This window comes from Desulfomicrobium escambiense DSM 10707 (assembly GCF_000428825.1).
GTDB lineage: Bacteria > Desulfobacterota > Desulfovibrionia > Desulfovibrionales > Desulfomicrobiaceae > Desulfomicrobium > Desulfomicrobium escambiense.
The window spans coordinates 12,244-24,004 of sequence record NZ_AUAR01000020.1 but is presented as its reverse complement, the minus strand read 5'-3'; the positions used below and the strand labels follow the sequence as shown (position 1 = coordinate 24,004).

Sequence of the window (11,761 nt, the reverse complement as noted above, 5' to 3'; positions counted from 1 at the left end):
TGAAAACAATGCCCCGCAACCCATTGCCCTTGAAGGGCCGGGTGTGCTAGCCCCGAGGACACGCCGTGTCCCATGACGGGGCGACAACCTTTTTGCCAAGACGAACCAACCCATGATCAATCTGGACAAACTCAGCGACCGGGATCTGCCCCCTCTCAAGCCGATGGTCATCCGGCTGTGGCAGCTCCTCAATGCCCCCAACACCCGTCTGCAGGACATCGTCGAGGCCATGAGCGCCGAGCCCGTCCTGTGCGCCCGGATCATGGCCATCTCCAACTCGCCCATGTACCGCGGCCTCGACGAGATCACCTCGCCGCAGAAGGCGCTTGTGCGGCTGGGTCTGAACGAGGTCAAGGGCATCGTCTACTACCTGACCCTGGCCGACTCGGTCACCAAGAACGCATTCCCGCCCTCGTTCTCCATACGGCGTTTCTGGACCCACAGCCTGAGCACGGCCCTCTTGTCCAAGAAGCTCATCCAGTACTACCCGAGCCTCTTTCCCATGTCCCCGGAAGAACAGGACGGGACGTATCTGGCCGGGCTGCTGCACGACATCGGGTACGTGGTCATGGCCACCCTGATGCCCGGAGAGTTCACCGTGATGACAAAGATCTGGGAAGAGGGTGGACGGGACCCCATGGACGTCGAAGAGAAACTCTTCGGCGTCAGCCACCCGCTCCTGAGCGCCAAGGCCCTCAAGCTCTGGAAATTCCCGAAAAACGTCCAGCTCGCGGTCTACGCCCATCACCGTGCGGTGGCCCAGGACTCCCCCCCCTCCATCATGCTCATCAAGCTGGCGGACTACCTCGCCACCAAGGCCGGGTACCACTTCAACCCCATGTTCACGGCGGACATGAAGGGCCTCGGCGTCCCGCTCTTCCTGCTCGAAAACGACTACCAGCCCGTGGTCGAGGAAGTGGCCCTGAAGGTGGAGACGCTCGTCAACCAGGCCTTCGCCTGAGGTTCAGGGGGCCGTGGTGCAGCGCAGTTCGAGATCGACGGCGCCCGTGTGCCCCATGACCCCTTCGGGCGCGGGCTCGTTCATCCTCTCGCAGACCCAGTTCCACAGCACGTCGCTCGTCCGGTCGAACTGCCTGTAGTCGCCCAGCACCCGCACGCACAGATACCGTGCGGCCAGGGTCATGCGCGCGGTCGGGACGTCATCCTGAAATTGGTATTCTCCGATGGCCGCGCCGAGCCGGGCCAGCATGGATCGCGTGCCCTCCTCGTCGAGGTCGGGGGAGACGAGGCACAGGAACCCGTTGTCCATGGATGCCAGCCGGTCGTAGTTGCGCAGCTGCCGGCGCAGGGAAGCCCAGATGCCGTTCTTGAACCACTCCATCCAGCCGTCGCCGTAGCTCAGGCGCAGGGCCGCCAGGCCCGGCACCGAAAGGACGCTCAGGGAAACCCACCCTTCCCGGCGGCCGATGCGGTTGACCTCCTCGCCCAGATAGATGCGCAGGCCATCGGGCGTCAGCAGGCCCGTCTCCCTGTCCAGCAAGCGCGACGCGCCGTACTTCCGGCACAGGAACATGGCCCGCAGGGCCCGGCGCATTCTCCATTCCAGCTCCAGGTCGAGGCAGGGGGCGGCGATGACGTCGTCGACCTCGTTCTGGCTCGAATAGATCGGGATCATGTCGGCCTGGGGGCCCGACAGGATGATGTAGGCAGGAGTCAGGGAACGCCTGGACTCACGGGCCCGGACCATGGCGCAGAGTTCCAGGCCCGAGATGTCCACCCCCAGGGAGGAGACGAGCAGGCAGTCGTAGGCGATGTCCTCGGTCAGGGCCACGGCCTTGAGATGGCCGCGCACGTGATCGACCTTCAGATCGAGCCGCCGCAGCACGGCGATCATTTCCCGCGCGACGTCGTCGTCGGGCTCCACGAGCAGGAACGTGAACCTGTCCTTGTCTTCCATGGTCTGGGTCATGCGCTGCGCCTTTGCGTTACGGGGGGTTGGATGCACGGATGCCTGGAACCGCCATCGCCTTCGGGTAGCAGACCCGGGGGCGCCTTGTCCACAGACCCGGCGCGCGGCCGGGCCCTTGGGTTTTGCCCTCGGACGCGTTATGGTGTATGGCCCCTGTCCACAGTGGACACCACACATGCATAATCCTTTCAAATCGCTGGAAAAAGATCCAGGCCTCAAGGCCAGGATGAAAAAACGACGCAAGCCCGCGGCCACGGCGCTCGCTCCGGCCGAAGGCCCTCGGGAAAAATCCGAGGACGAGCTCTTCCTGCACGCCTTCTCCGACGTGGTCCCCCTGAACAAGGGCGGCCGCGACGTGGCACCGGCGGCGGCTCCGCCCCAGGCGGCCCCCGCCCCTCCGCCGACCTTCGCCCGGCTGCTGGAGGAGAACATTGAGTTCGAGATGGACTACACCCACGAGTTCATCACCGGGCAGATCCGGGGGCTGGACCCCAAGATCTTACGCAAGCTCAAGGGCGGGGAGTTCAGCGTGCAGGCCCACCTGGACCTGCACGGCATGAACGCCGACCAGGCCAAGCTCGCTGTCCTTGACTTTCTGCGGCGCTGCTACATGGAAGGCAAGCGCTGCGTGCTGCTCATCCCAGGGCGCGGCCGCAACTCCCCCATGGGCCAGGGCGTGCTGCGCCAAGAGCTGACCGCCTGGCTGACCCAGGCCCCCCTGAAGCGCGTCGTGCTGGCCTTCACCACCGCCCTGCCCAAGCACGGCGGCAGCGGGGCCATCTATCTCCTGCTGCGCCAGGTGCGCAAGGACAGGGGCAAGATCGTCTGGGAAGACGTCTTCGTCGATCTGGACGGCTGAATTTCATTCATCTGCATCACCAAAGGACCTGAACATGGGCTTTTTCTCCCGCATCAAGAAACTCTGGGGCTCCGAAACCGAAACGCAGCCCCAGGCCTCCGCGCCGCCGCAGGCCCCAGAGGCTCCGGAACGTCCCAAAGCAGCCCCCCCGCATGAAGGGGCCCCGACACCGCCCGAGCCGCCCCGCCGCGAAGCGCAAACTCCGGAACCCACCCAGGCTGTCCCGGCCGACGAAGCGACGCGGGACGCCAAGCCCGCAAAGCCCACGGAGCCGCAGCAACCTGCCGAGCCCGCGCGCAAGGAAGGCGGCTGGCGCAGGCTTTTCGGTTTCGGCGGCGAAGAGACCACGGAAACGGCGCCCGTCCCGACGGAGCCGGCCGTGCTCTTCCAGGAAAAGCCCACGGCCAAGGCCGCCCTGGAGCCCTGGCAGCAGGCCCTGGTGCAGGCCCTCGGCGAGGCCGAGCCCAAGCTTTCGACCTGGATGACGCACATCCTGGACGGCGTGACCAAACGCGGCGACGCCCTGTGGGGCCGCCTGCGCTTTCTGTTCGCGCAGTTGGACGTGCCGACGGCCGAGGCCGAAGATTTCATCGCCCGCTTCGACACGTGGCTTTCGGACATGGACTACGACCATGTGGACGAGTTCCGTTCGGAACTGCAGTACCGCATGGCCCTGGCCCTGGAGCTGGAGGACGAGGAGGACGAGCGCAACCGCCTCTTCCTGAAGCTCTCGGCGGGCCTGGGCAAGACGCGCGAGCAGCTGACCATGCGCATCGACAGGCTCCTGTCCATGGCCGGAGGCTACGACGACGCCTTCTGGGAGGAGTTGGAGGAAATCCTGCTCATGGCCGATGTGGGCGTCAGCGCCACGCAGGAGCTGCTGAAGCGCCTGCGGCCCAAGGTCCGCCAGGCGGGCGGGCGCGACGCTGCGGACTTCAAGGCCCTGCTCAAGGAGGAACTGGCCGCGGTCTTCCTGGAGCCCAAGGCCCCCACGGTGCCCCAGGCGCCCGAGGTGGTGCTCATGATCGGCGTCAACGGCGCGGGCAAGACCACGACCATCGCCAAGCTGGCCCACCGCGCCCAGATGCAGGGCCGCAAGGTCCTGGTGGCGGCCGGCGACACCTTCCGCGCCGCGGCCATCGAGCAGCTGCAGGTCTGGTCCAAGCGGGTCGGGGCCGGCTTCTACGCCAAGACCCACGGCAGTGACCCGGCGGCCGTGGCCTTCGAAGCCGTGGATTACGCCATGAAGGAGGGTTACGACCTGGTCTTCGTGGATACGGCCGGACGCCTGCAGACCAAGCACAACCTCATGGAGGAGCTGAAAAAGATAAACCGCGTCCTGGGCAAGAAACTCGACGGCGCGCCCCACCGCACCGTCCTGGTGCTGGACGCCACCACGGGCCAGAACGCCCTGTCCCAGGTCAAGCTCTTCTCCCAGGCCTCGCCCGTGGACGAGGTCATCCTGACCAAGCTCGACGGCACGGCCAAGGGCGGCATCATCGTGGCCATCGCCCTGGAGTTCAAGATCCCCATCAGCTTCGTGGGACTGGGCGAAAAGATGGAAGACCTGCGCCCCTTCTCGGGCCAGGAATTCGCCAGCGCCCTCTTCGACTGAAAAAACGCGGGCGGGATCATGGTCCCGCCCGCATCGTCCTACTTCCCCGTCGCATCCCCCAGCGCCCGCCGGAGGCTCTCCACCCGCCGCCTGTTGACGCCCAGGTCCCACCAGCCAGTGCGCGAAGCCGAGCGCACCTGAACCACATCGCCGTCCCGGCGGCATTCCAGATCGTCCATGAAGCCAAAGAGGCGGGAACGGAAGGTGGCGTGCAGGTACCCGCCCTCCTCTCGCTCGATGCTGCCGCCGAGCGAGACGATCGCCTCGCGCAGCCGCGCCCAGCCGTCTTCGCCGATCACGGGCAGGGGCGGGGCGCTCCCTTCTTCAGAGTTCACGCAGTTGGGCGAACCGGGACAGGCGCGCAGCCTGCCGCCGTCCGGTCCCGAAGGCCCGGCCGCGGCGCAGGACGCCAGGCCCAGACAGACCGCAAGGGCAAGACACGGGGCAATCCGGAACATGCTTCCTCCAGGGTTACGATGCAGGAAAGGACAGACGGACCGCCTCGACGGCGCGGACATCGACGAAGTCCCACTCCGGCGGCAGTTCCGCCGTGAAACCAGGCATGTCCAGCCTCCAGTGGTGCAGGAAAAGACCGCCATGCTCGCCAACGCCATAGACGGGGTCGCCGACGAGGGGGTGCCCGGCATGGGCCAGATGGGCGCGGATCTGGTGCCGCCGCCCCTTGAGGATGTGGACCAGGACCAGGGTGTTCCCCTCCACGGCGTGCACCGGCCGGACCACCGTATGGCGCAGGGCTTCGTCTTCCTGCCCGGTGACGCGCACCACGCGGCGCTTGTCGTCCAGGATCAGCCCCGTCAGTTCAAGCTCCCCCACGCAGCCATGGGCCAGGGCCAGGTACCACTTGCGCACCTGCCCGGCCTCCTGCCACCCCTTGTACAGGGCGGCCTCCCGCTCCCCGGCGGCAGCCAGGACCAGCCCGCCGGTCAGCAGGTCGAGACGGTTGAGGAGACGCCACCCGGTCAGGCCCAGCCCCGGCAGGCACCCTTCAAGGCTGTTCCCGCCGCGCCCGGCCACGGTGTGCACCCCGCCGGGCTTGGAGATGGCCGCAAACCCCATGGCGCTGAAAACGACCTCGACGCCGGCGACGTCGCAGACGCCTGGGCCCGCGTCCGCCGGTTCCGCAACGCTGACGAGCTGGCCGGGCAGCACCAGTCCGCCCTTGGCCAGCGGCCGGCCGTCGACCAGAACCAGGCCGGCCTCGATCAAGGCCCGGCTGCGCCTGATCCCAAGGCCGAGATTGGCGGCCAGAACCTTGTCCAGCCGCTCGGGGGAAAGATGTGCGGGGTGCGGGAACGTGCTCATGTGCGCTTGCAGCGCCAGCCCTGATGCGTGTTGCGGCAGGGTCATTGCTGGGGGTAGCCGGGCTTTTCCCGCTCCACGATGGACATCCAGGCCACGGTCAGTTCCCGGTCCCACTGCGTGCCGGCCCCGCGTTCGAGTGCGTACATGACCTTGTCCATGGGCAGGGCCTGCCGGTAGGCGCGGTTGGAGGTCATGGCCTCGTAGCTGTCGGCCAGGCAGATGATGCGGGCCAGGAAGGGGATCTCGTCGCCGGCCAGGCCATCGGGGTAGCCCTGGCCGTCCAGACGCTCGTGGTGGTGGTAGATGAGGCCCGTGATGTCCTTCATGGCCTCGACCTGGCCGAGAATCTCGCGGCCCATGACGCTGTGGCGCTTCATGATCTCGTACTCGTCCTCGGTCAGGGCTCCCGGCTTGTTCAGGATGTGGTCGGGGATGCCGATCTTGCCGATGTCGTGCAGCATGCCGGCCATGTGCAGAAGGTCGATCTCCTTGGTCCCCAGCCCCAGCGCCCGCGCCAGCCGGCAGGCGTACTCGGCCACGCGTTCGGAGTGCCCGCGGGTGTAGTAGTCCTTGACCTCCACGGCCTGGGCAAAGGAGCGGATCACGTCCTGGTTCATGGTCCGCAGGCGCGAATAGAGGTGCGAGTTCTGCAGTGCCGAGGCCGTGTGCGAGGCGAAGACTCCCAGAAGCTGGAGGTCCTGCTCGCGGTACAGGGCGTTTTTCTCGTCGCGCACCAGGGCGATGACGCCGACCCGCTTGTGCGGCAGGTCCAGGGGCACGGCCATGACGGAATACGGGAAGCCCTGCGGGAAAAAGGCGGTGTTGAAGGAGGATTGCCGCAAGGTGAACTGGTCCAGCAGGTAGGAGCGGCCGTGGCGCATGATCTTGTCGCACAGCTTCGTCACGAAGACGCGCAGCAGTTCGCTCGTTTCCAAAAGCCGCCCCTGGATGCGGCAGGGCTTTTGCTCCATCATCTCCGGCATGAGCAGGCAGATGGCGTCGGGCGTGAAATTCTCGCGCAGGTGGCTCAGGAACTCCTCGACCACGGCCAGATGGTTGAGCTGGCTGCCCAGGCGCTTGCTCAGGCCAAGCATGCGCACCACGGCCGAGAGCTTCTCCTGCTCCTTGCGCAGCCGGCGCTGCTCCATGACCGAGCGCACGCGCAGCAGCAGGTGCTTGATGTCGAAGGGCTTGGCGATGTAGTCGGCCGCCCCGTTCTTCATGAGGTCCACGGCCGTCTCGGTGGTGCCGTAGCCGGTGATGACCAGGAAGTCCGAGTCGATGTTGCGCTGCCGGATCTGGCTGAGGAGATCCTGGCCGTTCATGGCGGGCATGCGCAGGTCGCTGATGACCAGATCGAAACAGCGCTCGCAGGCCTTGGCCAGGGCTTCCTGCCCGTTGGCGGCCAGGGTGACGCGATACCCCGCGCCGCCGAGGGCCTCCTCGCAGATTTCCCTCAGGGCAGGCTCGTCGTCCACCACCAGCACGTGAAACGAAGAAGTCATCTTCCCACCTCTCCAGCCAGACCGCCCTTCCCGGGCCGGCCTCGCCGAAGCCGTTGACGTTGGAACACGCCATTTTCGTATTTGAAAAACAATGACCTGACAACACAGGGCAAGGATGAAAATAATCCTTGCCAAGAAAAACCATCTTGGGTAGATGCCATTTCCTCATTCGGGATGTGGCTCAGTCTGGTAGAGCGCTGCGTTCGGGACGCAGAGACCGGAGGTTCAAATCCTCTCATCCCGACCATAAAAATCAAGGGCTTGGATATAAAAAATCCAAGCCCTATTTTTTTTGCACTCTTTTCCGGTAATACAAGGCGACCGGGAACCAGCATTTCACTGTTTGGCTCCGGAATGACGACCTTCATGTGCCGCCGTATCGGACCCTCCACAGCACAGCGGAGGGATTGGCGACCAACGTCCCGACGCGAGGAACCATATTGCGGGGAACATGAATCCGCGCCAGCAAGGAGACCGCATGAGCAAGAGACAAAAGCGGAAAAATGTCAGACGGCAGAGCACAAAATCCGGATTGGCCCCTGGGACGCCGGTCTTCATCGGGGAACGCAAGCGGGAAACAACACGAATAGACATCATCGACTACGACGATGCCGCCCTCAATGAATTTCCGGACACAACCGTGGAGCAATGCACGCTTCTGGCCCAATCGGAAACGGTGACCTGGATAAACGTCATCGGCCTTCACGATCTCGGGATGATCGAACTGATCGGCAAGCGCTTCAATCTCCACCCCCTGACCATCGAAGACCTCGTCAACACCAACCAGCGCCCCAAGGCGGAGATCTTTCCCGACTATCTGTTCATCGTCCTGAAAATGATGAGCTACAGCGAAACCGCCAATTCCGTGGACGTCGAACATGTCAGCCTCATTCTGGGCAAGAACTACGTCATCTCCTTTCTCGAAAACGAGGGGGATGTCTTCGATACGGTTCGTGCGCGCATCCGGTCTGCAAAAGGCCGGATACGGGCGATGCCGTCCGATTATCTCGCCTATGTCCTGATGGATGCCGTGGTTGATCATTATTTCCTCGCCGTCGAGCGGATCGGCGATTTTATCGAGGATATCGACGACCGTCTCCTGGCTGATCCCCAGCCTGATGACGTGCAGGAAATTCACCGCCTCAAACGCGAGATACTGGTTTTGCGCAAAGCGGTTTGGCCACTGAGAGAGGAAGTGGGCGCTATCGAAAAAAGCGAATCACCGCTCATTCATCATGAAACCCGCATTTTTCTTCGCGACCTCTACGATCACACGATCCAGGTCATCGATATGGTGGAAACCTTCCGGGACCTTTTGGGCGGCATGCATGACACCTATCTTTCGAGTGTCAGCAACCACATGAACGAAATCATGAAGGTGCTTACGATAATCGCGACCATTTTCATTCCGCTGACGTTTATCGTCGGAGTTTATGGAATGAATTTCGAACACATGCCCGAGTTGAAATGGCCATGGGGATATTATCTGATCTGGCTGGTCATGGCCGGTGTAGGCGTCGGCATGGTGCTGTTTTTCAAACGCAAGAAGTGGATTTGATGGTCCGCCATGACCAGTGGGCACACCCGGGGCACCATTGAGGCTTCTCAGCAACTCGTAACCGTCTTCCCCTGATGCGGATTTTCCCCGCTACAGACGCTCTGGTCCTTGGTTTCCAGAAAATGCTTGTCTGGGCCTGCGGAAAGAGGCATACGTTTCAGTGACACCGAACACTTTCCCAAGGATTTCCGGACCATCATGCAGAGTACGTTCGCTGATTCGCCCTCCTCTCCGGAAACGCGGCGGAACAAACCTTCCATCCTGCTCGTCGAGGACAACGTCATCGTCGCCTTCGACATGCAGCAGCGCCTGCAGCAGCTCGGGTACGCGGTCCAGGGCATCGTCGCTTCCGGCGAGGAGGCCGTCGAGACCGTAGCCCGGCAGGAGCCGGCCCTCATCCTCATGGACATCTTCCTCGAAGGCCGCATGGACGGCATCGAGGCCGCCCAGAAGATCCTCGAAAAGAGTCAGATCCCCATCATCTTCCTCACGGGCCATGACGACGAGGAGACCCTGGGCCGCGCGAAGATCACCGAGACCTTCGGCTACATCATCAAGCCCGCCAAACCGCGCGACCTGCATGTGGCCATCGAGATCGCCCTCTACAAGCACGCCGCCACCCAGGCCCTGCAGAAGAGCGAGCAGCAGTACCGGCTGCTCTTCAACTCCATGCTCAACGGCTTCGCCCTGCACGAGGTGATCCTGAACGACGCGGGGCGGCCCGTGGACCTCGTGCTGCTCGACGTCAATCCGGCCTTCGCCAATTTCTTCGAGCTGCCTGCCCAGGACATCGTCGGCCGCAGCCTGCGTGAGCTTTCCGACAGGGTCGAGCCCTTCTGGATAGACGTCCTGGGCAAGACCGCCATAAGCCGCCAGTCCATCCGCTTCGACGGCTTCGCCGCCTTTCTGGGCCGGCATTTCTCCATCGTGGCCTTCAGCCCCCAGGAACGTCAGGTGGCGGCCATCTTCGAGGACACCACAGCCCGCAAGGACGCCGAAAAGCGGCTGCAGCACCGCACCTTCCACGACGCACTGACCAACCTGCCCAACCGCGCCCTGTGCCTGGACCGCATCAAGCAGGCCATGGACCGCGCCAGGGTGCGCGAGGACTATCTTTTCGCCGTCGTGCAGGTTGATGTCGACCGCTTCAAGGACATCAACGACAGCCTCGGGCATTTTGTCGGCGACACGCTCCTGAAGACCATCGGCCGCATCCTGCAGGACGAGGTATCGTCCATCGACACCGTGGCCCGGCTCGGCGACGACGAATTCGTGGTCCTGCTCGAAGAACTGCCGTCCAAGAAAAGCGCCGTAACCGCCATTAAGAAGATCAAGGCCGCCCTGAACCGCCCCCTGATCATCGAGGGGCACGCCCTGCACCTGAGCGCCTGCCTCGGTGCCCTTTTCGGCCCGAGCGATTACGAAACGCCCGAAAACTACCTGCAGGGCGCCAACATAGCCCTGCGCCACGCCCAGGAACAGGGGCCGGACCAGCTGCGCTTCTACGCCCATGAAATGCAGGACAAGGCCCTGCGCAAGATGGACACGGAAAGCAGGCTGCGCAACGCCATCCGCGACAACGAACTGCATCTGGCCCTACAGCCCATCTTCGCCATCGGCGAGGAGCCGGTCCTGACCGGCTTCGAGGCCCTGCTGCGCTGGAAGCCCGCGGACCGGGACTGGGTCTCGCCGGCGGAGTTCATCCCCATCGCCGAACAGACCGGCCTCATCCTGCCCATCGGACAGTGGGTCCTGGAACAGTCCTGCAGTGTCCTGGCCTCGTGGGCGACCACCTTTCCGGACAGCGGCCTGAGCATTTCCGTCAACCTTTCGGCCCGCCAGTTCTCAAGCCCGGACCTGGTGCAGAACATCTTCGACTGCATCCAATCCAACGGCATCTCCCCGTCGCTGCTGAAGCTCGAAATCACCGAGAGCGACGTCATGACCAACCCCGACATTACGGTCCAGAAGCTCAGGCTCATGAAGGAACTGGGCGTGGCGATCCTGGTCGACGATTTCGGGACGGGCTACTCGTCCATGAGCTACCTGCAGCGCTTTCCCATCGACACCCTGAAGATCGACCGCAGCTTTGTGACCCAGCTGGAGCAGCACGCCAACCGCGTCATCGTGCGCACCATCGTCAACCTGGCCCACAGCCTGGGCCTGTCGGTGGTGGCCGAAGGCATCGAGAGCGAGCGCCAGTACCAGGTCCTCAAGGAGATGGGTTGCGAATTCGCCCAGGGGTTCCATTTCTCGCGGCCCATCTTCCTCGACCAGGTCGAGGGTTTCATCGCCGCGTATCTCGCGCGCTGAAAAACGCCGGACTCCCTGCTGCCCTGCAATGGCATGGGCTGGCGAATGGGAATGGATGGGGAGGGGAAAACGGCGATGTGCGGGCTTCAGCGCCCGCACTCCTTGCATGCCTTGACCTGGAAGCGTTTCTGCAGGACCAGGCCCGTGTCGGTGCGGAAGAAGAGTTTGCGGCCCACGTTGCCGCCCACGCTGGAGGCGCTGACGCTCACGCCCTCGCGTTCGAGGGTCTCCATGGCCGCATCGACGTTGCGCCGGCCGGCCGAGGCGTCGCAGTTCTGGTGCAGGGGCGAGGCCCCGCCGAACACCTTGCACTCCAGGCTGTCCGGATAGATGCCCGCCTTGGCGAATTCCCGCAGCAGTTCCTTGATGGACGAGTCCACGTAGCGGAAGCGCTCGTCAGGCGCCGAGGTTTTGGAGAAGTCACCGATGCGCGGCAGCAGGGCGTGAAAAATCCCTCCCCACCGGTACCGGGCGCAGTACATGGTCACGGATACGCACGAGCCGAGCACCGTCTGCACCACCGTCGGAGTCTTGTAGACCCCGCCCTGCCCCACGAGGAGGTACTCGTGAGGCATGTCCCGGCAGTCCTCGACACCCTCCAGGTCCTTGGGGGGCAGGGACATCCTTTTTTTCGCGGTCTTGTGCATTGCCGTCACGA

10 protein-coding genes and 1 tRNA gene are annotated in these 11,761 nt (G+C 64.0%); 6 read left to right on the top strand and 5 right to left on the bottom strand.

Translation table 11 applies throughout. The features are described 5' to 3' along the window. Positions 1 to 112 precede the first annotated feature (112 nt). Positions 113 to 961, top strand: a complete 849-nt coding sequence (locus tag G394_RS0113785) for an HDOD domain-containing protein (RefSeq protein ID WP_028578152.1) — start codon at positions 113 to 115, stop codon at positions 959 to 961. 3 nt (positions 962 to 964) lie between these two features. Here G394_RS0113785 and G394_RS0113780 read toward each other — a convergent pair whose 3' ends face one another. Next, positions 965 to 1,930: a response regulator transcription factor gene (locus G394_RS0113780; protein WP_028578151.1), complete on the bottom strand. Its 966-nt coding sequence runs from the start codon at positions 1,928 to 1,930 to the stop codon at positions 965 to 967. A 175-nt stretch (positions 1,931 to 2,105) separates the two neighbouring features. Here G394_RS0113780 and G394_RS19305 point away from each other — a divergent pair, with 175 nt between their 5' ends. Together G394_RS19305 and ftsY are read left to right on the top strand one after the other, a co-directional pair. Further along, entirely contained in the window at positions 2,106 to 2,789 is a 684-nt protein-coding gene (locus tag G394_RS19305) for a Smr/MutS family protein (RefSeq protein WP_043776009.1), read from the top strand. A 34-nt stretch (positions 2,790 to 2,823) separates the two neighbouring features. Then, positions 2,824 to 4,404 carry a signal recognition particle-docking protein FtsY gene (ftsY, locus tag G394_RS0113770; protein ID WP_028578150.1) on the top strand — a complete coding sequence of 527 codons (1,581 nt, stop codon included), beginning with the start codon at positions 2,824 to 2,826 and terminating at the stop codon, positions 4,402 to 4,404. Positions 4,405 to 4,442: 38 nt separating this feature from the next. Here ftsY and G394_RS0113765 read toward each other — a convergent pair whose 3' ends face one another. The 3 genes from G394_RS0113765 to G394_RS0113755 are packed head-to-tail and all read right to left on the bottom strand — an operon-like array spanning position 4,443 to position 7,232. Beyond that, a complete protein-coding gene (locus G394_RS0113765) occupies positions 4,443 to 4,862 on the bottom strand; it encodes a DUF1499 domain-containing protein (RefSeq protein WP_051307204.1) in 420 nt (139 codons plus the stop codon). 13 nt (positions 4,863 to 4,875) lie between these two features. Further along, positions 4,876 to 5,727 carry a pseudouridine synthase gene (locus G394_RS19300; RefSeq protein WP_169725570.1) on the bottom strand — a complete coding sequence of 284 codons (852 nt, stop codon included), beginning with the start codon at positions 5,725 to 5,727 and terminating at the stop codon, positions 4,876 to 4,878. Between the two features lie 41 nt (positions 5,728 to 5,768). Beyond that, on the bottom strand, positions 5,769 to 7,232 hold the full coding sequence (locus G394_RS0113755; RefSeq protein ID WP_028578148.1) for an HD domain-containing phosphohydrolase: 1,464 nt from the start codon (positions 7,230 to 7,232) through the stop codon (positions 5,769 to 5,771). 170 nt (positions 7,233 to 7,402) lie between these two features. Between G394_RS0113755 and G394_RS0113750 the strand changes: the two genes are divergently transcribed. From G394_RS0113750 to G394_RS20370, 3 genes are all read left to right on the top strand, one after another. Next, positions 7,403 to 7,479: transfer RNA gene (locus G394_RS0113750), tRNA-Pro, on the top strand. 231 nt (positions 7,480 to 7,710) lie between these two features. Next, positions 7,711 to 8,790: a magnesium/cobalt transporter CorA gene (gene corA / locus G394_RS0113745; RefSeq protein WP_028578147.1), complete on the top strand. Its 1,080-nt coding sequence runs from the start codon at positions 7,711 to 7,713 to the stop codon at positions 8,788 to 8,790. 198 nt (positions 8,791 to 8,988) lie between these two features. Further along, positions 8,989 to 11,103, top strand: a complete 2,115-nt coding sequence (locus G394_RS20370; protein ID WP_051307202.1) for a putative bifunctional diguanylate cyclase/phosphodiesterase — start codon at positions 8,989 to 8,991, stop codon at positions 11,101 to 11,103. 86 nt (positions 11,104 to 11,189) lie between these two features. On the opposite strand, the gene G394_RS19290 is transcribed toward G394_RS20370, so the two are convergent. Then, entirely contained in the window at positions 11,190 to 11,726 is a 537-nt protein-coding gene (locus G394_RS19290) for a chemotaxis protein CheD (RefSeq protein ID WP_245578343.1), read from the bottom strand. Positions 11,727 to 11,761: the final 35 nt, after the last annotated feature.